The organism is Microbacterium sp. M3, from assembly GCF_033548675.1.
Lineage (GTDB): Bacteria > Actinomycetota > Actinomycetes > Actinomycetales > Microbacteriaceae > Microbacterium > Microbacterium arthrosphaerae.
This window is the reverse complement of record NZ_JAWTZT010000001.1, coordinates 467,696-489,098: the sequence shown is the minus strand read 5'-3', so window position 1 is coordinate 489,098 and position 21,403 is coordinate 467,696. Positions and strand designations below refer to the sequence as shown.

General features: G+C 71.8%; 17 protein-coding genes. 7 read left to right on the top strand and 10 right to left on the bottom strand.

Translation table 11 applies throughout. The features are described from left to right. Nucleotides 1–29: 29 nt before the first annotated feature. The 5 genes from R8Z57_RS02180 to R8Z57_RS02160 form a co-directional block, all read right to left on the bottom strand. Complete coding sequence (locus tag R8Z57_RS02180) at nt 30–3,923, bottom strand: cellulase N-terminal Ig-like domain-containing protein (RefSeq protein WP_318352111.1); 3,894 nt, start codon at nt 3,921–3,923, stop codon at nt 30–32. A 44-nt stretch (nt 3,924–3,967) separates the two neighbouring features. Beyond that, the gene (locus R8Z57_RS02175) at nt 3,968–6,220 is read right to left on the bottom strand and encodes an FAD-dependent oxidoreductase (RefSeq protein WP_318352110.1); all 2,253 of its coding nucleotides are present in this window, start codon (nt 6,218–6,220) and stop codon (nt 3,968–3,970) included. Between the two features lie 77 nt (nt 6,221–6,297). Continuing rightward, on the bottom strand, nt 6,298–7,584 hold the full coding sequence (locus R8Z57_RS02170; RefSeq protein ID WP_318352109.1) for an ABC transporter substrate-binding protein: 1,287 nt from the start codon (nt 7,582–7,584) through the stop codon (nt 6,298–6,300). Nucleotides 7,585–7,641: 57 nt separating this feature from the next. Next, complete coding sequence (locus R8Z57_RS02165; protein WP_318352108.1) at nt 7,642–8,535, bottom strand: carbohydrate ABC transporter permease; 894 nt, start codon at nt 8,533–8,535, stop codon at nt 7,642–7,644. Then, nucleotides 8,532–9,464 carry a sugar ABC transporter permease gene (locus R8Z57_RS02160; RefSeq protein ID WP_318352107.1) on the bottom strand — a complete coding sequence of 311 codons (933 nt, stop codon included), beginning with the start codon at nt 9,462–9,464 and terminating at the stop codon, nt 8,532–8,534. Before R8Z57_RS02160 ends, R8Z57_RS02165 begins: the two co-directional genes overlap by 4 nt. Before the next feature lie 175 nt (nt 9,465–9,639). Between R8Z57_RS02160 and R8Z57_RS02155 the strand changes: the two genes are divergently transcribed. Both R8Z57_RS02155 and R8Z57_RS02150 read left to right on the top strand, forming a co-directional pair. Then, nucleotides 9,640–10,413, top strand: coding sequence for an IclR family transcriptional regulator (locus R8Z57_RS02155; protein WP_318352106.1), 774 nt, complete (start codon nt 9,640–9,642; stop codon nt 10,411–10,413). A 157-nt stretch (nt 10,414–10,570) separates the two neighbouring features. After that, nucleotides 10,571–11,305, top strand: a complete 735-nt coding sequence (locus R8Z57_RS02150) for a CoA pyrophosphatase (RefSeq protein ID WP_318352105.1) — start codon at nt 10,571–10,573, stop codon at nt 11,303–11,305. A gap of 19 nt (nt 11,306–11,324) precedes the next feature. Here the strand turns inward: R8Z57_RS02150 and R8Z57_RS02145 are convergent, their stop codons facing one another. After that, nucleotides 11,325–11,900 carry a DUF2510 domain-containing protein gene (locus tag R8Z57_RS02145; protein WP_318352104.1) on the bottom strand — a complete coding sequence of 192 codons (576 nt, stop codon included), beginning with the start codon at nt 11,898–11,900 and terminating at the stop codon, nt 11,325–11,327. A gap of 74 nt (nt 11,901–11,974) precedes the next feature. Between R8Z57_RS02145 and R8Z57_RS02140 the strand changes: the two genes are divergently transcribed. Further along, on the top strand, nt 11,975–12,376 hold the full coding sequence (locus R8Z57_RS02140; protein WP_318352103.1) for a PPOX class F420-dependent oxidoreductase: 402 nt from the start codon (nt 11,975–11,977) through the stop codon (nt 12,374–12,376). Nucleotides 12,377–12,418: 42 nt separating this feature from the next. On the opposite strand, the gene R8Z57_RS02135 is transcribed toward R8Z57_RS02140, so the two are convergent. Continuing rightward, the gene (locus R8Z57_RS02135) at nt 12,419–13,402 is read right to left on the bottom strand and encodes an LLM class F420-dependent oxidoreductase (RefSeq protein ID WP_318352102.1); all 984 of its coding nucleotides are present in this window, start codon (nt 13,400–13,402) and stop codon (nt 12,419–12,421) included. Nucleotides 13,403–13,533: 131 nt separating this feature from the next. On the opposite strand from R8Z57_RS02135, the gene R8Z57_RS02130 reads away from it, so the two are divergent. Then, nucleotides 13,534–14,766, top strand: a complete 1,233-nt coding sequence (locus R8Z57_RS02130) for a glycosyltransferase (protein WP_318352101.1) — start codon at nt 13,534–13,536, stop codon at nt 14,764–14,766. A gap of 62 nt (nt 14,767–14,828) precedes the next feature. Here R8Z57_RS02130 and R8Z57_RS02125 read toward each other — a convergent pair whose 3' ends face one another. Further along, entirely contained in the window at nt 14,829–15,155 is a 327-nt protein-coding gene (locus R8Z57_RS02125) for an ATP-dependent DNA ligase (protein ID WP_318352100.1), read from the bottom strand. Nucleotides 15,156–15,264: 109 nt separating this feature from the next. Further along, nucleotides 15,265–16,248 carry an AraC family transcriptional regulator gene (locus R8Z57_RS02120; protein ID WP_318352099.1) on the bottom strand — a complete coding sequence of 328 codons (984 nt, stop codon included), beginning with the start codon at nt 16,246–16,248 and terminating at the stop codon, nt 15,265–15,267. 134 nt (nt 16,249–16,382) lie between these two features. Here R8Z57_RS02120 and R8Z57_RS02115 point away from each other — a divergent pair, with 134 nt between their 5' ends. Further along, nucleotides 16,383–18,077: a Na+/H+ antiporter gene (locus tag R8Z57_RS02115; RefSeq protein ID WP_318352098.1), complete on the top strand. Its 1,695-nt coding sequence runs from the start codon at nt 16,383–16,385 to the stop codon at nt 18,075–18,077. A gap of 57 nt (nt 18,078–18,134) precedes the next feature. Here the strand turns inward: R8Z57_RS02115 and R8Z57_RS02110 are convergent, their stop codons facing one another. Beyond that, nucleotides 18,135–19,166 (bottom strand): LLM class flavin-dependent oxidoreductase, encoded by a 1,032-nt coding sequence (locus R8Z57_RS02110; protein ID WP_318352097.1) that lies wholly within the window; start codon nt 19,164–19,166, stop codon nt 18,135–18,137. Between the two features lie 167 nt (nt 19,167–19,333). On the opposite strand from R8Z57_RS02110, the gene R8Z57_RS02105 reads away from it, so the two are divergent. Together R8Z57_RS02105 and R8Z57_RS02100 are read left to right on the top strand one after the other, a co-directional pair. Further along, nucleotides 19,334–19,825 carry a bifunctional nuclease family protein gene (locus R8Z57_RS02105; protein WP_318352096.1) on the top strand — a complete coding sequence of 164 codons (492 nt, stop codon included), beginning with the start codon at nt 19,334–19,336 and terminating at the stop codon, nt 19,823–19,825. A gap of 134 nt (nt 19,826–19,959) precedes the next feature. Beyond that, a complete protein-coding gene (locus tag R8Z57_RS02100; protein ID WP_318352095.1) occupies nt 19,960–21,354 on the top strand; it encodes an FAD-binding oxidoreductase in 1,395 nt (464 codons plus the stop codon). Nucleotides 21,355–21,403: the final 49 nt, after the last annotated feature.

Genomic DNA, 21,403 nt, shown 5'->3' with positions numbered 1-21,403 from the left:
CTCTCCCTCGTTCGGTCATCCAGCGGTGGTCATCGGACGGTCACGGTGACGACGCGCGACGCCGTCTCGCCGTGCGCGTTGGCGAAGACGGCGACGAGGGCGTGCGACCCCGGTGCGACGTCTTCCAGGCGCACCGTCGCGCGCTGCGCGTCCGGCGTGCGGGCCGGCAGGTCGCCCGTGCCGACGACCGTCCCATCGAGCTCGAAGCGGTAGGACGTCGCGTTGGTGCCCCACCACAGGTCGGCGGTCGCCGTGAACGCGCCGTCGCGATCCCAGTTGTCGTGGCTGACGACCGGAGTGCCGGGCGCGGCATCCCTGACGGTGACGGTGGTGGACGTGGTGCTCGTCGCGCCCCGCGCATTGATGAGCTCGGCGGTGTAGCGATAGGTGCCGTTCGGCTTGTCGGTGAACGCGACTCGGGTGGCCTGAGACATGCCGGCCGTCGGGTCGAGCACCTGAGTGGTGACCAGCACGCCGTTCTCGTAGAGGCGGAACGCGCCGCCGGGCGTGCCCCACCAGAGGTTCATGACGACGTCGTAGACGCCGTCGTGCAGTCCGTAGGCGTGGCCGCTCGTGTTCGACAGCGTCCCTCGCCCCGGTGCGGCGATCGGGGCGGTGTCGGCGTAGACCAAGACCGTGGCGGTCGCCTCGGTCGAGAGCCCCGCACCGTTGACCGCGCGCACGCTCACGATGCGGGTTCCGGCCATGCCGGCCAGGTCGATGGCGGCGTCAGGCGCGACGACCTCACCGTCGAAGGCGACCTCGAGCTCTACGATCCCGGACTCGTCGTCGGCGGCGCCGACGGCGAGCCGGAGCGTCTGGCTGTCGGCCAGCAGCAGACCCTCTGCCGGCACGCCGGTCAGCACCGGTGCCGTGAGGTCGGGCTCGGTCACGGTGGTCACCCGCAGGGACGCGGTCCGCGCGAACGACCCGACGCCGTGCTCGACCGACACCACGTCACCCTCCTCGACCTCCAGCGCCCCGAGGTCGAGCTGCCCGGTGTAGTCCCGCGCGTTGACGCCCGTCTGCGCCACCGTGAGCGTGGTCACGGGCAGGCCGTCGACCGACACGCGCACTTCGCCCACGTTGCCGCCGGACGTCTCCATGTTGAGCGGGGCGCGCAGCGTGACGGTGGCCGAGCCGTCGGCCGGCGCCTCGTCGACATCGAGCGCGATCGAGCTGGAGGTGAACGCCCGCCACGCGAGGGACTCGATCCAGGCAGTGGTGAAGGTCACCCAGCCCTCCGTGTGACCGATGTTCGCGACACCGGTGTTGAACGGGTAGTGGCCGTTCTTGGGGCTGCCGTCGAAGACGCCGCGGGCACCCTGGAGCAGGCCGTAGCCGCCCTGGTACTCCGAGAACCACCCCAGGTCGAGTCCTTCGAAGGCGAGGGCGGGATCGTTGATGCGGTACTGCGCGGCCCGGCCCGTCGGGTTGCGCCCGAAGACGTTGTCGACGTGCGCCTGTGCGATCTCGCCGAGACGAGCGTCGATGGCGTCGTTCTCGATCAGCGTCGAGGCGGCGAGCGCCGCCGCCGGGAACCCGAGCACGTTGCCGGACTCGTTCGGGTCGTCCGACGAACCGCCGCCGGTGAAGCTCGGGATGGTCCAGCGGTCTTCGCTGTACTTGCGGAAGTCCCACATGTTCGCCGAGCGGTCGATCACGACGTCGGCCCACACTCCGGCGAATGCCGAGAGGCCGTCGGGGACGTCGTCCGGCAGTGTCGCGGCCAGGGTCGCCAGCGACGTCATCAGGAGGTATTCGCCCTGGCGCTGCCCCTTGGTGGTCAGCGGATCGGCCAGGTCGACGTTGTCGACCAGCCATGCGGCCTGGGCGACAGCGGCATCCCGGAACGAGTCGGCGTCGCCGCGGCCTTCGCGGAGCGCGACCTCCCACATCCGCAGGTTGGGGACGATGGAGTGGCCGGGCGGGAACTCGCCCTTGCCGGTGCCGATCTGCGTGTACACCTGCAGCAGATCCGCCGTGTGCGGGGTGTAGTCGTGCCAGAAGTACCTGCTGTACTCGGCCTTGCTCCAGATCGGGAACAGGTAGTCGCGCACGTCTTCGTACAGCGACGCGGGGATCCACTCGTCGAACTCGGGATACGCCCAGAGGAAGGAGGCGAGCTGCTCCTTCACCAGCACGTGGTCGTACTGGCCGCGCAGGTAGATCTCGGCGCCCCACGCGAGCAGGCGCGCGATCTCGGGGCTGCCCTCCGCGGTCGGGTACTCGATGCCTTGGTACACGGCGTCGGGGAGCCGGATCGCGGCGATCGCCGACGGGTTCGCGGCGTAGAGGTCGACGAGGCTCGACAGCTCGAACGACATCTGGTGCGAGTCCCGCCAGCCGAGGCCTCTCATGCACTGGGGATGCGTGCCGTTGAGCGGCTTGGCGGTCACGTCACCGAAGAAGCACCGCACGTCGCTCATGAATGCGATGGCGTTGTCGTAGCTCACGCGCTCCGTCCAGTCGGCGCCGATGCCGAACTCGTACGAGTCGCCTTCGCCCGCCGCACCCTGGACCAGGATGCGGTACGGCCCCGTGGAGGACGGGTCGAAGGCGGTGAAGTCGCCGATTCCGGCCTGGACGGTGCCTTCGAAGACGACCGCGTCGGTCGCGTCGACCACCTGGAACGTCTCGCCGTCCTGCGCGTGGGGCGCGGTGAAGCGCTTGGGTCCGCCCAGGTCGTACCCGGTCTGGTTGATGACGACGGGCTGCGGTGCGCCCGTGCCCGTGGACGGCGTCCAGCCGCAGCCGGAGGCACTGGTGGGGTGCCCCGCGGGCGCGGCGGTGATCTCCTCGATCCCGATGCCGCCGATGCGCGCGTCGGCCCGGTAGGCGCCGATCCCGATGGTGCCGCCCGCGACGTCGGCGGGGACGGCGGCGACGAGAGCGCTGTCGAGCCAGACCGCGATGATGCCGTTCGCGCGGGTGACCTCGATGTTGGCCCAATCGCCCAGTTCGAAGGGCGCGCGTCCGGCGCACAGCACCGTGCCCCCGTTCGGCCGGGCGAGCTTGATCCCGGTGGCGGTCAGCTGGATGGCGGTGTTGCGCGCCACGTGACTGACGGGTGCGGTCGCGTCGACCAGGATCGACACCGTGCCGTTGGACGCCAGCTCGTCGGCGCGGATCGAGGTGCGGAGCGTGTACGCCTCGGGGAGGGCGATCGCCGCGTTCGGGCGGAGGTAGCTCCCCGAGGTGGCGGTCATGTTGTCGATCGCGGCCGCGTCGACCTCTCCGCTCTCCACGCTCCAGCTGCCGAGGGTGCCGGACAGGGGCGTCCAGCCGCCGACGCCGCCCGACCACGTCTCGGTGAACGGGAGACCCGAGCCGCCGGGCTCCGGATCGTCCGCCACCGGCACGAGCCGCACGCCGGCCGCGCGGGTGTTCGTCGCGCTCGACGTCGCCTGCCGGGCGAGGGTCACCGTCGCCGTCTGGCCGGCCGATAGCTGGACCGAGCCGAGCGGCGCCCACGTCCCGCGGTGCGCGTTCTGATCCACGGCGGTCGTGGTGGCCGGCGCCGCGCCGACCACCACCGAGTACTGCGCGGCGGGCTCCGAGTTGGCGGCATCCGGCACGCCCGCCTCGACACGGTAGGTGCCGTCCTGGCCGACGGGCAGGGTCCACGTGGCGGTGGCGCCGGCGCTGTTGGCGTACAGCGAGGGCGCGCCGTCAGGACCCTTCACCGCGCTGGGGAGCCACGAGCCGGTCGTCGAGAACGGGAGGGAGCCGTCGGGGCGGGCCGCGGTGTCGCTGACCTGCACGGTCACGGTCGGCGGGGGTTCGGCGGCGGTCGCGGCGGCAGGAGCCCCCGCGACGGCGAGAGCCGCGACGGCGAGGGCCGCGGCGGCGACGGACGCGACCATGGCACGGCCGCGTGCGCGCAGGCGCCGCGGGACCGCGCGAGTGACGGGAAGAGGCATCCGGATCTCCTTCGATCGGTTTCTCGCGCGGCGGTCCGCGCCGGTCAGTACACGCGGATCGACACCACGTGGGCCCGGGGGGCGCCGTTGGTCGCGAGCACCCGCAGTCGCAGCGCCTGCGCGGCGTCTGCCGACACCTCGTGCACGCGCTGGCGGCGGCGGTTCGCCTCGACGTGCACCAGCTCGCGCCAGGCGTCGCCCTCCCGCGCCTCGACCACGTAGTCGCGCACGAGCTCGGGGAAGACGCGGTCGGGCGTGCGGTGGTGGTGGAGCGTGTTCAGCTCGACGTCGGTGTCGTCGTCGAAGACGAGACGCACCTCGCGCAGACGCTGCGGCGCATCCCACTCGAGCGTGAGAGCCGGGTCCTCGTCGATCGGCTCCGACATCCAGAGATTGGGGCCGCCGTAGAACCGCTGGTAGCCGCCGACGGCCTTGCACACGGAGAACGCCTCGGTGGTGGGGCTGACGCGCACCCGGGGCGTGCGACCGCGCAGCGGGATGGCCGGCCACGCGATGACGCTCTCGGACTCGTCCACGGCGACGTTCGCGTCGCCGTCGGCCTGTGGCCGGTGGGGGAGCGCGAGGATGCCGGGGACCTGGGCCTGCGCCAGCATCACCGAGACGCCGTCAGCCGCCTCGACCACGACGACCACGTTCTCGGGCTCGTCGGGCGTCCAGGCGAGCGGGAAGCGCACCCACTGCGGCTCGTCGGAGCCGGAGGCGTCGACCTCCACCCGCGCACGCTGGTCGATGGGGACGGCGTTCTGCCGGTGCCCGGTGGTCCAGAGTGACGCCGCCAGGCGGGTGTCGGCCGGAACGTGCAGCAGCAGCTCCACGTGGTCGATCCGCGGATCGACGGGGACGAGAACTCCCAGGTCGCGTTCCAGGGCGAACGGCTCGTCGACGGCGGCCGGGTCGAGCTCGCGGGGGTCCAGGGTCTGCGCGGTGGTCGACGCGCTCACGCGTGCCCGTCGGGCGAGATCGTCGGGGTCGGCATTGCGGATGCCGAAGACCGAGGCATCCTGTCGCAGCAGCGTCTGGCGCAGAGTGCCGGCGTGCGTGCCGGCGAGCTCGCGCGGGCGCACGCCGAGGTCGATCGCCAGGGCCGCGCCGGTGCCCGCAGCCTCGCCGCCCGCGCCGCAGGTGGCCATGACACGCGTCGAGCCGAAGGCGACATGGCTGGCCGAGATGTCACGGCCGGCCAGCAGCAGGTTCGCCACGTTGCGGGAGTAGTAGCTGCGGAACGGGATGCCGTAGATGCCGTTCGAGTAGCGCTGATGCGCGCCGGCCTCGGTCGCGTACATGCCCTCGACGGGGTGGAGGTCGATCGACCAGCCCCCGAAGGCGACGGCGTCGTCGTGGTCCACCTGGTCGAGGATGTCGTTCTGCGACAGCACGTGGTCGCCGAGGAACCGGCGGTACTCGCGCTTGCCGGGAAGGGCGCCCACCCACTCCAGATCGAGGGTCTCGGCGTCGAACCTGCCCGAGTTCTTGATGTAGTCCCAGATGCCGAAGATCACCGAGCGCAGCTCGTCGCGGATCGTCTCGTTGTCGTGGACGGTGTCGAGGTGCCCGCCCCACTCGATCCACCAGTAGTGCGCCCCGGAGTCGCCGGATCGCAGGATGCGGGACGCCGGGATCGGGGTCTGGGTGATGTCCTTCGCCGAGTCGGGCGCGACGAACGCCACGGGCCGGCCGAGGTCCTTGGTGTAGAAGAGGATCGTCGAGCCGAGCAGCTCGCCGTCCGCCTCCTCGGGCGCCCAGCTCTCGCCGAGCTCGTGCGCCGCCTCACGGCCGATGCGGTACTCGGCTCCGGCGAGGTGCCCGATCAGCCCGTCGCCGGTGCAGTCCAGGAAGTAGGGGCTGCGGAACGTGGTGAGCGTCTCGGAACCCATCGTCCAGCCGTGAACGGCGGTGATGACGCGCTCACCGCCCTGGTCCGCGGCATCCACCTCCCGGACGTCGGTGTTGAGGAAGAGCCGGATGTTGGGCTCGGCGCGGACGGCGTCGTGCACCACCTCGTCCCAGATGATCGGGTTGCCCTCGGGGTTGCGGTACTGGTTCTCGACGTACAGCTCGCCGATGACGCCGCTCTCACGCGCGAACCGCTGCACGCCGTGCCCGGTTGCGCCGACCACCCACACCCGCACCTCGGACGACGAGTTGCCGCCGAGCACCGGCCGGTTGCCGACCAGCGCGACCTGCTTGCCGAGCCGGGCCGCGCTGATCGCGGCGCAGACCCCGGCGAGGCCGCCTCCCACGACGGTGATATCGGCTTCGACGTTCTGAGTGCGCATGGTTCCTTCGACGGGTCGCGGTGGGGCAGGGGAGTCACCGGCCCGGGTCGCCCCGGGCCGGTGAGTGGAGGGGAGTGTCAGATGAGACCGTTGATCGTCTGGCCGGCGGCCTTCATCGCGTCGGATGCCGAGCTCTGGCCGATGAGCACCGCCTGCACCTGCTCGGCGATGGCGGTCTCCATCTGCGCGTACGCGGGGTACTGCCACAGCGGGCTCGGCTTGGCGGTGGCCGTGATCGTGTCGGTGAACTCCTGGACGAACACGTTCGAGGTGACCGCGTCGGAGGCGAGCGCGGCGTCGGTGGTGGGCGGCAGCCCGAGAGCCGAGAAGTACTCCTCGCTCTGCTTCGGGTCGCTCGTGAGCCACTGCGCGAAGTCGGCCGCGGTCTCGGCGCCCTCGCCGTCGACGACCACGACCAGGTGACCCCACAGCACGTGCTGCGGCTGCGCGCCGGCCTTGAGGACCGGACGCGCGATCGGGGTCATCTTGTCGCCGAGCGACGCGTCGGGCGACTGCGAGAGCACCGACGACTTGCCGACCGGGGCGTCGTCGTACAGGGCGGTGGCGCCCTGCGCGAAGAGCGTGCGGGCCGCGGCGCGGTCGATGTCGGCGGTGATCAGGCCGTCGTCGTAGAGCTTCTTGTACCACTCGACCGCCTCGATCGAGGCGTCGTCGCCGATCGTGGCCTTGCCGTCCTCGATGATCGGCGAGCCGAAGGTCTGCATCCAGACGACGATGTCCTTCAGCTGCGCGGCCTTCGTGCTCGCCGCGTACGGGATCACCCCGATGCCCTTGAGCGCCCGGAGGCCCTCCTCGAACTCGTCGATCGTGCCCGGCGTCAGCGACGCGCCCGCCTTGTCGTAGAGCTCGGCGTTGCCGATGAGGCCGATCGCGCCGATCGTCCAGGGCAGCCCGAGCTGCTTGCCGGCCGAGGTGCCGGCGCCCAGCGCCGCGTCGGTGTACCCGCGGCCGCCCGTGTACGCCGACAGGTCGACGAGCTTGCCGAGGGCGGCGAGGGCCGACAGCCACGCCACGTCCAGCTGCGCGGCGCCGGCGAACTGGCCGCCGCGCACCTGCAGCGTGAGCTGGTTGAGGTACTCGTTGTACGGGTAGGCGCTGGTGTCGATCGAGATGCCCTCGGCGCTCGAGAACGTCTTCAGCGCGGACTCGATCGCGGGCTTGGCCGCCTCTTCCGAGAGGCTCCACGAGGCGAAGGCGAAGTCGGTCGCGGCCGCGGCGCCGGGCGTCGAGGCCGGTGCCGTCGAGCCCCCGGTCGAGCAGCCCACGAGGCCGAGCACGGCGGCTCCGCCGAGTCCGAACACGGAGTAGCGCAGCAGAGACCGCCGCGAGATGTCGTTTGCCATGAGTTCTCCTTCGAAACAGTGCGATCGGGTGGGTGTGGGTGGGACGAGACGAGCGGGTCAGCCCTTGACGGCGCCGGCGGTGATGCCGCCGACGAGGAAGCGCTGGAGCAGGATGAAGGCGATGCAGACGGGCACCGAGACCACGAGCGAGGCGGCCATCAGCGCGGGCCACGACGTGCTCGCCTCGGAGATGAACGTGTTCACCAGGCCCGGGGGCAGCGTCTGCCGGTCGGGGCCGGCGAGCGTCAGCGCGAAGATGAAGTCGTTCCACCCGCGCACGAACGCGAACAGTCCGGCGGCGACCAGGCCCGGGGCCGCCAGCGGCAGCACGATCGAGTGGAAGATGCGCCAGGGCCCCGCACCGTCGATGCGGGCGGCCTCGATGAGGTCGTCGGGGAGAGCGTCGAAGAAGCCCTTCAGCATCCACACGCACAGCGGCAGCGTGAACGTCGTGAACGACAGGATGAGCGCCAGGTAGGTGTTGAGCAGGCCGAACTGGGCGAACACCAGGTACAGCGTGACCAGCAGCAGCGCCTGCGGGAACATCTGGCTCGACAGCACGAAGTACATGAGCGACTTGCGCCCGGCGAACCGGTACTTCGAGAAGGCGTACCCCATGTACATCGAGACGATGACCGACAGCACCGCCGTGATCACCGACACGATCACGCTGTTGCGGAAGTAGACGAAGATCATCTCGTTGCCGAACACCGTCGCGTAGTGGTCGAGGGTGATCTCGCGCGGGAACAGCGTCGGCGGGAAGGCGAAGACCAGGTCGTTCGGCGTGAGCGAGGTGACCAGGAGCCAGTAGACCGGAGCGAATCCGAAGAAGGCGATCACGGCGAGCGTGATCCACGTGCCCCAGCGCACGCGCCGGCGACGGCGGCGCGTCTCGGCGGGAGGGGGCTCCTCGGCGAGGACCGTGATGGGCGTGGCCGTGATGGTGGTCACCGGGTTGCTCCCTTCTCGCCGCGCTCCGAGAGCCAGACGTAGACGACGACGAGGATGCTCAGCAGGACCATCCAGACGATGCCCAGCGCCCCGGCCTGCCCCAGGTCGTATCCCTTGAACGCGGTGTCGTACACCTCGGTCGCGAACGTCTGGGTGGTGCCCGCGGGGCCGCCGCCCGTGAGGACGAAGATGGTGTCGAAGTGCTGGAAGTTCCAGATGAACTCGAGCAGCACGACGAGGCCGGCGACGCCGCGGATGTGCGGCCAGGTCACCGTGAAGAACCGCCGCACGGTGCCGGCGCCGTCCATGGCGGCCGCCTCGTGGAGCTCGGTCGGCACGGTCTGCAGGGCGGCGAGCAGCATCACCATGATCCACGGGAACGTGTTCCAGGTCTTCGCGACGATCAGGGCGACCCGCGCGGTGTCGGTCTGGAACAGCCAGGCGACCGGGCTGTCGATGGCGCCGAGCGAGAGGAGGATGCCGTTGAGCACGCCGTAGTTGGCGTCGAAGATCCACATCCACAGGAACGAGACGACGACGCCCGGGATCAGCCACGGGATGAGGAAGGCGCCGCGCAGGAACCGCTGGCCGGGGAAGGACTGGTTCAGCACCAGGGCGAGCGCCAGTCCGATGACGAACGGCGCCACCGTCGCCCCGACCGTGAAGATGAGCGTCTGCACGAGGAGCGGACCGAACTCGGTCGTCAGGACGTGGGCGATGTTCTCGAACCCGACGAACGTCATGCCGGGGTAGAGCAGGTTCTCGTCGAAGAAGCCCGAGATCAGCGAGCGGATGAGCGGGTACAGCACGATCGTGCACAGCAGCACCACGCCCGGCAGCAGCAGGAAGGTCAGGAACGCACGGTCGCTGAGCGCCGTGCCGCGCGTGCGCCGGGCGGCGGCGGGGGCAGCCACGCGGGAAGTGGTCATCGTCGTCCTTCGCAGTGTCGATCCGGCGCGTCATCGCTGAGTGGCCGGAGTGACGTCTTCTCTCGACGTCGACTACAGAGTGCACGACGTGCGCAATATCCGCAACTGCTATGCACTATGTGCATGAGTGTGATTTACTGAGAGCGCTCGGGGCCGATGATGAACCGGAGGACACATGCCTGCAGACAAGGGCGCGAACCAGAGCGTCGAGAAGGCGATCGCCGTTCTGGAGAGCTTCTCCGGTGGCGAGCCGATGCGCGTGGGCGATGTCGCCCGCGCGGCCGGGATCGGCCAGTCGACGGCCTCGCGTCTGCTGGCGACGCTCGAGGCCGGGGGGCTGGTCGAGCGCGACGCGCAGACCACGCTGTACTTCCTCGGCTCGGAGCTGCTGACGCTCGCCGGCATCGCGATCAATCAGAACCGCGTGCACCGCGTCGGCCGTCAGATCGCGCAGGGGCTCGCGGGCAAGCTCGGTCTCGGTGCGAACCTCGCGCTGCTGCGCGACGCCGAGCTCATCTACCTCTGCAACTTCGAGGGGCCGCAGTCGCCGAAGTCGCACACGCTGATGGGGCAGCGGGTTCCGCTGCACGCCACGAGCATCGGCAAGTCGACGCTCGTGGGCACGTCGCGCGAGTCGCGCCACGCTCTGATGCCGAAGCTCGCGGGCTACACCGAGTCCACCATCACGACGCACGAGGCGCTCGACCGCGAGGTGGCGCTGATCGCGCGGCGCGGGTATGCGACCGAGGTGGAGGAGTTCGTGCTGGGCCGCGCGTCGGTCGCGGCGCCCATCCTCGACCAGTCGGGGCGGATCGTCGCCGCCGTGTCGATCTCGGGCCCGCGGTCCACCATCGACCTGGAGACCCGCGAGGCGGAGCTCGGCCGGATCATCATCGAGGCCGCTGATCGCATCAGCTCCGGCCTCGGGTATCAGGGCCCGGCCGGCTGAGCCCGCTGGGTTCCGGTGCACAGGATCGGAACTTTTCGCCGACACGCCGGACGCGGATGCCGCAGCCCGGCGTGTCGCGCGAAACCTCCGATGCTGTGCGCACGGTTGCCCGATGCCGGCGACGCGCGGTGTCGCCCGCCCGGCGTAACCTGAACCAATGCGCGCCGAACCGACCACCGGAAGCGCCCGCGCACAGCTGGCCGCACTCGTCGAGCGAACCCACGGCGCCCGCGACCCCCTGGTCGATCTGCCGCGTCCGCCCGACGCCCGGCCGGCGGCCGTGCTCATGCTGTTCGGCGTGCTCGACACGCTTCCGAGCGACCACGCCGCCCGCGCCGAGCCGGTATCGCGCGACCTCGACGTGCTGCTCCTCGCCCGCGCGACGACCCTGCGGGCGCACCCGGGCCAGGTCGCCTTCCCGGGCGGGCGCCTCGACCCGGGCGATGACGGACCCGTCGGCGCCGCCCTGCGCGAAGCGCGGGAGGAGACCGGTCTCGATCCCGAAGGCGTCGAGGTGCTCGGCGTGCTGGCCGACATCCCGCTCGCGTTCTCGGGTCACCTCGTGACCCCGGTGCTCGGGTGGTGGCGGCATCCGTCCCCCGTTCACGTGGTCGACGAGGCCGAGTCGGCCGCCGTGTTCCGTGCCCCCGTCGCCGACCTGCTGAACCCCGCCAACCGCGGGGTCACGGTGATCCGCCGCGACGGGCAGGAATGGCGCGGCCCCGGATTCCTCGTGCGGCATGCGTCGGGCCACCATCTCGTCTGGGGATTCACCGGCATGCTGCTCGACGGCCTCTTCGACCGCCTCGGCTGGACCGAGCCGTGGGACGACAGCCGCGAGCTTCCGCTCGATCTGCCCGAAGACCGGGATCCGCCGCCGGCTCAGCGGTAGCGGGGCGGCCGGCGCCCGCTCAGCGGTAGCGGTAGTGCTGCGCGCTGGTGTTGACCCAGCTCGTGAAGCGCCGGGCTTCGGCGTCGCGCTCCGGCGGGAACGGCGCGACCCAGACCTGCGCGCCGGTGATCACCACGTGCGGTGCGAGGCGGTGGATCGCCCGGTTGAGCGCGCGCGGCGTGATGGCCCCCGCCGGCCCGAACAGGCGCCGCTCGACCGCCGCTCGCGTGAACGCCGGGCGCCGCAGCAGCGCATCGCCGACCTCGACGGATGCCTCGACCTCGCCCACCGGCTGGCTCAGGTCGCCGTAGTGGATCCAGCGGCCGTCGACCACGATCCCCGCGAAGTCCTGCTCCTGCCCGCTGTAGCGCACCTGGCTCGTCCACGCGCGCCCGTCCCACCACCGCGTGCGACCGCGCTGGTCGTCGTACCAGCCGGCGTCGGCGGGACCCGCCGCGACGGGTCCGGCATCCGTCCGCAGTTCGATGTCGGGCTCGCGCAGGTCGATGTACTGCTCGGTCCAGTGCGAGCCGTCCCACCAGCGCTGCTTGCCGGTGCCGTCGTCATACCACCCGGGTGCGGGCTGCGTCGCCATGCTCCGAGGGTAGTTCGTGACGGCGGCAGACGGTGAGAGGCCCCGGGGGTCCGCGGCCACGGCAGACTGGTGCCATGCCCCACGTCGACGACATCGTCCCCGCCGAGCGCCGCCATCTCCTCGACCTGCCGGTCTACGGCCACCTCGGAACCATCCGCCCGAACGACACCGTGCAGGTGAACCCCATGTGGTTCGAGTTCGACGGCGAGCACGTGCGCTTCACGCACACCAACTACCGCCAGAAGTACCGCAACCTCCAGCACAACCCGGCCATGTCGCTGTCGATCCTCGACCCTGACAACCCGTTCCGCTACCTCGAGGTGGCGGGCCGCCTCGTCGACGTCGTGCCCGACCCCGAGGGCTCGTTCTACGTGCGGCTGCAGAACCGCTACGGCGACGCGAGCAGCACTCCGCCGCGCGACAAGGCCGACCGGGTGATCCTGGTGATGTCGATCGAGCGCGCCACGAAGATGTAGTCCTCGGCGCGGGGGACGGATGCCGCGGCCCCGCGCCCGAGGTCACGCCAGCGCGCGCATCTTCTCCAGCAGCGGCTCGGCGACCTCGGCGAGGAAGCGGTCCTGCTGCTCGTCGCCGATCTGGACGATCGCGACGTCGGTGAACCCGGCGTCGACGAACGGCCGCACGCTCTCGGCGAGCTCGTCGAGGTCGGGACCGCACGCGATCGACCCGGCGACGTCCTCGGGCCGGACGAACTGGCTCGCCGCCGCGAAGCTGGCCGGAGTGGGCAGTTCGGCGTTCACCGGCCACCCGCCGCCGAACCAGCGGAACTGCTCGTGCGCGCGCTGCACCGCGGTCTCCTTGTCGGGGTCCCACGACACCGGCACCTGGCCGATCTTGCGCGACGGCTCCTCGGCGCCTTCGTCGCGACGGGCCTGGTCCCACGAGGCGACCAGGTCGGCCTGCGGCTCGACGGCGATGAGATGGTCGGCGAGCGGCGCGAACGCCTCGATGCCCTCGTCGCCCGACACCGCGACCCCGATCTCGAGCGGGCTGTCGGGCAGATCCCAGATGCGGGCGGAATCCACGCGGAAGTGCTCGCCGACGTAGGTCACCAGGTCGCCGGTGTGCAGCTCGTGGATGATCTCGATCGCCTCGACGAGCATCTCCTGCCGCTTGTCGACGCTCGGCCAGCCCTCACCGACGACGTGCTCGTTGAGGCTCTCGCCCGAGCCCAGCCCGAGCAGGAAGCGGCCCTCGCTCAGCAGCTGCAGCGTCGCCGCCTTCTGCGCGACGACCGCCGGGTGGTAGCGCATCGTGGGGCAGGTCACGTAGGTCATGAGCTCGACGCGCGACGTCGCCTGCGCGACGGCTCCGAGCACCGTCCAGGCGTGCGGCGAGTGGCCCTGACTCACCAGCCACGGGGAGTAGTGGTCGCTCGACACCTCGAAGTCGAAGCCGGCATTTTCGGCCGCCCGCGCGTAGCGGACCAGCTCCCGCGGACCGCTCTGTTCACCCATCAGCGTGTATCCGAACCGTGTCATGGGCGCGACGATACGGGCCCGGCACGGCGCTCGCCGGGGGATTGCGACCCTCGCCGGCCGGTGCTATCCCGGGCCACCCTGCCCGAGGTGGCGCTTCCGCCGCGGCGGCGGGATGCGCGAGGGTGGGCGGTATGGCGACGGTCGTGTTCTGCCCCATCACCTTCAATCTGGCCGAGGTCACGCGCGGCATCGAGGTGGCCCGTGCCCTCGATCCCCGGCACGACGCGGTCTTCATGGGCTACGAGAGCGACTTCTCGCACCTCATCACCGACGCCGGGTTCGACTACCGCGCCTGCGCGCCGGCGTTCACGCCGGCCGAGCGCGAGCAGGCGCTGAAGTACGACCAGGGCCGCACGTTCCGCAGCCCTTACACGCACGAGCTCGTGTCGGCGCGGGTGGCCGTCGAGCGGGAGCTGATCCGGAAGACGGATGCCGCGACCGTCGTCAGCGGCACCAACCCCACGTCGATGATCTCGGCGCGCGCCGAGCGCGTCCCGCTGGTCTATCCGGTGCCGTTCGCGCTCACGCGGCCTCAGGTGGAGCAGACGCGCCGGCTCGGGCTGGTGCGGGGACGCGGGCGCTGGGCCCGCGCCGCCGACCGTGTGGCCACCGAGGCGCTGCGGTGGGCCTACAACCACGCGCCGCTCGCGCCGCGTGCGTTCGCCCGCGTCGCCGAAGAGAACGGCGTGCCGCCCCTCAAGACCGTCGTCTCGCTGCTGGAGGCGGACTGGAACCTGCTCACCGTGATGCCGTGGGAGCTCGAGGGGTACACGCTGCCCGACGGCTACGAGCGGGTCGGGCCGATCTTCGCGCACCTCGACGCGCCGCTCCCGCCGATCGTCGAAGAGCTCGCGGCGCGCGACGAGCCCCTGGTCTATCTGGGCCTCGGCTCCTCGGCGAGCCGCGACCTGACGCTGGCGGCGGCCCGGCAGCTGGGCGGGCTGCCCGTGAACGTCGTCGCACCGGTGCGGCACTATCTGCAGCCGGGCGACCAGCTGCCCGCCAACGTGCACGTCACCGACCTGCTGCCGGCCCATCGCCTCGGCGGGCTCGTCGACGCCGCGGTGCTGCACGGCGGACAGGGGACCGTGCAGACCGCCTGCGCCGCCGGCATCCCGTTCGTCGGGATGGGGCTGCAGCCGGAGCAGGTCTGGAACGTCGACCAGTGCGTGAAACAGGGCAACGCGCTCGCGCTGGCGCCGAAACAGGCCGGGACGCCGGCGCTCGCCGCGGCGGTGCGGCGGCTGCTGTCCGATGAGAGCCTCCGCACGGCGGCGGCACGGGTGCGAGACGAGTTCGCGGGGGAGAACGGGGCGGCGGCGTCCGCGCGCTTCGTCGAGCGGCTGATCGCGGCGCGGGCCTGACAGCAGAGCGGATGCCGCAGCCCGGGCGTCTCGGCGGCGCTTCGTCGCGGCGGGGGGACGGCTCAGGCGAGGGGCTCCGGGGCATCCCCCTCGTCGGGCGGCTCGGGGACGATCTGCAGACCGGCGGGCGAGTTCGCGGTGCGCATCAGCGCTTCGAGCCACGCCCGGTTGATCTTGGCCGGTCGTCCGCCGAAGTAGCCGAAGACCAGGCTGGCGCCGGAGTGCACCCACACCGTGGTGCGCCCGCCGCCGGTGCTGATATCGCCGTGCCAGGTGAAGAAGAAGGGCTCGTTGCGCCGGAGCTTGGTGCCGATGACCACCTGCAGATGGGAGAGCACCCGGTCGTCGAGCTCTGCGCGGACGCCGCCCTCATATGTCAATCTGCCCACGCCACTCCTTCGACGGGCACGAATCCCGCTCTTCAGACTCTGGGCCAGACGGCCTGCGGCCGCCCCCGGACGGACCGCCGCGCGAAAGCGCCGCCCGGGAAACGAAGGCTCAGCGAGCGTCGCCGCGGAGGGTCTCGCGGGGGCTGCGACCGTACGCGTCGCGGTAGTGCTTGGCGAATCGCGACGCGCTGGCGAACCCCCATCGGCGGGCGATGTCGGAGACGGGCGCCGCCGATCCCCGCTGCAGCTCGGCGTGCGCGCCGGCGAGGCGCTCACGGCGCAGGTACTCCGTCGGCGTGATGTCCAGAGCGCGGCGGAACGCGTACTGGAGGCCGCGCGTGGAGATGTCGGACGCCTGGGCGATGTCGTCGATCGTGATGGCCTCGCGCGCGTGCGCCTCGATGTAGGCGATCGCCCGGCGCACGCTGCGCGGCGCGGACCGCCGCTGGGCCGAGCGGTCGAGGCTGAAGGCGAACTCCGGCGAGAACGCCGCGAGGGTGGTGTGGAGGGCGTGCCGGCGCAGTTCCACCTCGATCAGCTCCGAGTCGGACTCCGACGCGAACATGGCCCCCGCCACGTGGTAGAAGACGCGCTCCCAGTGGGCGGCGAGCCCGCGGCTGATCGGGGCCGAGCCGACCGTCGCGGACCCGAGTGAAAGACGGTCGTCGCCGGTCATGCGACGGGCCTCGTGCTCGGCGAGCGCCCGATCGAACACGAGCGCGCGCACATCCGCCCGCTGCTGCCAGCGCGCCGTGGTCGGACCGTCGATCGCGGCCCAGGGGAGCGAGGCGTTCAGATCGCCGCGCGGTGTGCCCACCCACCCGCCGCGCGAGACCACGCGGCAGGCCATGAGCTGATCGACGGGATCGATGGCGGATTGCACCGACGCCGACAGTCGATACCGGACGACGGAGAACCCCGGTGTCGCGGCCGACGTCCAGGAGAACCCGAACGTCCGCGGATTCACGCGCTGCAATGCCGCCGACGGCACGAACTGCCGCCACGTCTCCTCGACGGCGCCGACGTCGCGCGACGCGACCGTCAGAACCTCCCCCAACCCTGCCTCCATCCCGATCTCGGTGCGTGCGGGCACCGAACCGACACTCTAACCCGGCGATCGCGGGGCAGGGGCGGGGGCTTGACATCGGGGTGGCGCGACCCCTCTTGTCGCGGCATCCGGGAATCGCTTCGCCCCGCGCGCGGTTGCGAGAACCGAAGGGAGCCGGCATGAATGGACTCGAGGTCACCGTCCTGCTGGGGATCACCGTGCTCACCGGTGCGATCCTCGCCCCGCGGCTGCGCGTGGCCGTGCCGCTGCTGCTCCTCGTCGCCGGGCTCGGGCTCGGTTTCATCCCCGAGATCCGCGAGATCGCGCTGCCGCCCGAGACCGTGCTGCTGCTCTTCCTGCCGGTGCTGCTGTTCTGGGAGAGTCTCACCACCTCGCTGCGGTCCATCCGGCGGGACTTCCGCGGCATCGTCCTGATGAGCACGGCGCTCGTCGTGGCGAGCGCGTTCGCGGTGGCGGGCATCGCCGCCGCGCTCGGACTCCCGTGGAACGCGGCGCTCATCCTCGGCGCCGCCGTCGCGCCCACCGACGCGACCGCGGTCGCCGCCCTCGGACGCATGCTGCCGCGGCGCAACTTCATGAATCTGAAGGCGGAGAGCCTCACCAACGACGGCACGGCTCTCGTGCTCTACGGCGTCGCGGTGGGCGTGGCCGTCGGCGGTCAGTACACGCCGCTCGACGTCACCGGCCTCGTGCTGATGTCGTACGTCGGCGGCGCCGTGGCGGGGGTCGTGGTCGCCGGAGCGGCCTACCTCGTGATGCGCCGCCTGCACAACACGCTCAACCTCAACATCGCGCTGCTGCTCGTGCCCTTCACGGCGTTCCTGCTGGCCGAGCTCATCCACGCGTCGGGCGTGCTTGCGGTCGTGGTCGCCGGCCTGATCGTCGCCTACATCAACCCGCGGATCAGCACGGCCGCATCGCGTCGCCAGGCCGCCTGGACGTGGCCGCTCGGCTCGTTCCTCCTCAACGGCTCGTTGTTCGTGCTCATCGGGTTCGAGGTGCAGGCCGTCGCGCACGAGATCCCGCCCCGGGAGATCGGGTGGCTCGCGGTCGTGACCGTGGCGGTGTGGCTGGTGCTGCTCGTCACCCGCTTCGTCTTCCAGACCGCGTCGGTCATGGTGATCCGGCTGCTCGACCGTCGTCCCTCGCAGCGGCTGCGGCGGACGACGTATCGCTCGCGGATCGTCAGCGCCGTCGCCGGCTTCCGCGGTGCGGTGTCGCTTGCGATCGCCCTCTCGGTGCCGATGATGACCTCGGCGGGTCAGCCGCTGCCGGGTCGCGACGAGATCATCTTCGTCACCGCCGGGGTCATCGTGCTCACGCTCCTCGTGCAGGGGCCGCTGCTGCCGCTGGTGGTGCGGTGGGCGAGCCTGCCCGACGACTCGGCGATGCAGCAGGAGCTCGAGCTCGCCGAGCGGGCGATCACCGGCGCCGCCCTCACGGCCGTCAAGGAGCTCGCGCACGACCACGGCGTCAGCGAAGAGATCCGCGATCGCCTGACCCGCGACTACTACGAGTACCTCGAGCGCAACAACGAGCGGGTGCAGGCGCGCCAGCGGGCCCGCCTCGAGGCGGAGCTCGTGGATCCGGAGCCGCTGATGGGGGAGACGGATGCCGCGATGCCGTCGCCCGCGACCGCGACCGCGGTCCTCGAGAGCCCCGCGCCGCTGCCCTCTCCCCGCGAGCGCGACGAGGAGTACTCGAGGCTGCGCATCGCGGTGCTGGACCGCAAGCGCGAGGTGCTGTACCGGCTGCGCCGCGAGGGCGCGGTGGACGACGCGGTGGTGACTCAGATCCAGACGCGGCTGGACGTCGAGGAGCTGCGGATCACGGGCGTCGAGATGCTCGACTGAGCCCGGCGCGCAGCCCGGGCGCCGTCCCGGGGCCCCCTGCGCGCCCCGCCGCGGCGCCTATGCCCGCGTCGGCTCCCAGCCGAGCGCGGGCGCCACGTGCTTCGCGAACGACTCCACGACGCGCAGGTTGAACTCGACGCCCAGCTGGCTCGGGATCGTCAGCATGAGCGTGTCGGCCGACGCGATCGCCGCATCGTCCTTGAGCTGCTCGACGAGCTCGTCGGGCTCGGCGGCATAGGTCTTGCCGAAGGTCGACCGCATGCCGTCGATGACGCCGATCTGGTCGCCGTCCTGCCGGCCGCCGAAGTACAGGCGATCCTCGGCCGTGGTGATGGGGAAGATCGACCGGCTGACCGACACCCGCGGTTCGCCGGCGTGCCCCGCAGCGCGCCACGCCGCGCGGAAAGCGTCGATCTGCTGCGCCTGCAACAGGTCGAAGGGCGTGCCGTCGGCTTCGGTGAGCAATGTCGACGACATGAGGTTGACGCCCGTGCGCCCGGCCCACTCGGCGCTGTCGCGGTTGCCGGCGCCCCACCACACCCGGGAGCGCAGGCCGGGGGAGTGCGGCTCGATCCGCTGCAGACCGGTCGCGCCCGTGCCGAACGGCGACGACGGGTCGCGCTCGGCGAGGCCCTCGCCGTCGATCGCCCGCAGGAACAGGTCGAAGTGCTCGCGGGCGAGATCGGCGCCCCGCGGATCCTGCGAGCCGGTGTAGCCGAACGCCTCGTACCCGCGCACGACGGTCTCGGGTGAGCCGCGGCTCACGCCCAGCGCCAGCCGCCCACTGGAGAGGAGGTCGACGGCCGCCGCCTCCTCGGCCAGGTAGAGGGGGTTCTCGTAGCGCATGTCGATGACGCCCGTGCCGACCTCGATGCGCGAGGTGCGCGCGGCGATCGCGGCCAGGAGCGGCATCGGCGAGGACTGCTGCCGCGCGAAGTGGTGCACGCGGAAGTAGGCGCCGTTCACGCCGAGATCGTCCATCCCCTGCGCGAGATCGATCGCCTGGAGCATCGAGTCGGCGGCGCTCAGCTGCCGTCCGCCGCCGAGTGGGCCGTAGTGTCCGAACGAGAGGGTTCCGAATCGCCGCATGTCGACTGCAACGGTACGCCCGCGGCATCCATTCCGGTGAATGCAGGTGCACAGCAGGGTGCGGCGCACCCGCACGGGCGGCAGCGTGGACCCCTGTCCCACCCCGCCGGGCGTGCTTACGATGGCGGAGACGGAGTGATCGGATGCCGCGGCGAGAGGGGACGGCGATGGTCCAGGTTCGCGTGGCCGGCGTCGCCCTGGACGCCTCGGGACAGCACGTGCTGCTGCTGAAGCCGGTGGATCAGATCCCCGGCGACGGGCTCGTCCTGCCGATCTGGATCGGGCAGCTCGAGGCGACGTCGATCCTCGTCGCCGTCGAGAACGCCGACGTGCCGCGCCCGCTCGCCCACGACCTCATGCGCCTGATCCTGGTCGCGCTCGACGCGAACGCGACGCGCGTGGAGGTGACGCGGATCGACGACGGCACCTTCTACGCCGAGATCACGCTGTCGACCGCGCTCGGCGACCGCATCGTCGACGCGCGGCCCTCCGACGCCGTCGCCCTGGCCTCGCGCGTGGGCGCGCCGATCTGGGTCGCCGATGAGGTGCTCGCCGAGGCCGGCGTGCCCGATGTGCTCACCGAGACCGACGCGGCCGAGAGCCTCGACGAGTTCAAGCGCTTCCTCGACGACGTCGAGCCCGAGGACTTCGGTGGCTGACGCCGTCTCATCCGCAGATGTATCTGAGCGCCGGTGCGGGGCTCTTTCGTGAGGTGGCCGGCACCGGATGCGCGGCCGCGCCGGCGCAGCCGGGAAGGACCCCGCCGCCGCACCCCTCATCGAAAGGCACCTGCATGTCTCTGAACGACCTCGCGATCGACGTTCCCCACGCTGCGGCCGGCGCCGCCGCGGCCGAGCTGCGCGCCGCGCTCGGCGACCGCGTCCTGCTTCCGGGCGACGACGGCTTCGACGCCGCCCGGACCCCGTGGAACGTCGCGGTGGCGCAGCGTCCCTTCGCCGTCGCCCTGCCGCGCTCGGCCGGCGACGTCGTCGACGTCGTGCGAGCGGCGACGCTGTCGGGTCTGCGCGTCGCGCCGCAGTCCACCGGCCACGCCGCCGCCGCGCTCGGCGACACCGATCTCTCGCACACGGTGCTGGTCTCGCTGCGCGGGCTGCGCGGCGTCGAGGTCGACGCCGCGGCCCGCACCGCACGCGTGCTCGGGGGGTCGCTGTGGAACGACGTGATCGAGGCCGCCGCACCGCACGGGCTCGCCGCGCTGCACGGCAGCGCGGGTGACGTCTCGGTCGCCGGCTACGCACTCAGCGGAGGCCTGTCGTTCTACGCGCGCGCCCACGGGCTGGCCGTGAACGCGGTCCGCGCGGTGGAGGTCGTCACCGCGGACGGCTCGCTCGTCCGCGCGACCGCCGACGAGAACGCCGACCTCTTCTGGGCCCTCCGCGGCGGATCGGGCGCGTTCGGCGTCGTCGTGGCGCTCGAGATCGATCTGCTGCCCATCGCCGACGTCTTCTCCGGCATGCTGCTGTGGGACGCGTCCCGCGCCGCCGACGTGGCGCACGCATGGGCGGAATGGTCCGCGTCGGCACCCGAGACCGCCACCACGGCCCTGCGCATCATGAACTTCCCGCCGCTGCCCCAGCTGCCGCCCTTCCTCTCGGGCCGGTCGGTGGTCGTCATCGACGGGGCGATCGAAGAGACGGATGCCGCGGCATCCGCCCTCCTCGCTCCGCTGCGCGCGCTGGAACCCGAGCTCGACACGTTCGCGCGGATCCCGGCCGCCGCGCTGGTCGCGGTGCACATGGACCCGCCCGAGCCGACGCCGTCGGCGACCTGGCACGCGATGCTCGGCGGGCTGCCCGCAGACGCGGTGGACGCCTTCGTCGCCTCCGCGCACGCGCCCGGGCTGTTCGTGCAGGAACTCCGCCACGTCGGCGGCGCCGCGAGCCGCCGGCCCGAGCACGGCGGCGCCGTCGCGGCGCTCGCCGGGGACTACCTGCTGCATTCGATCGCGATGGTGCCGGCGCCGGAGGCCGCTCCCGCCGCCACGGCCGCGGTACGCCAGGGAGTGGCCGCCCTCGCGCCCTGGCACATCGACGCCGTCGCGCTGACCTTTCTCGACGCGCCGGGCGCCGACCGCGCGGTCGCCTTCGGTGACGCGTGGGCGCGGCTGCGGCAGCTCAAGCTCGACTACGACCCGGCGAACCTCTTCGCCGCAGCACGTCCGGTGTGAACCGAGATGCGGGCGGCGCGGCGCTCGTCGCGCCGCCCGCCCCGTCGTG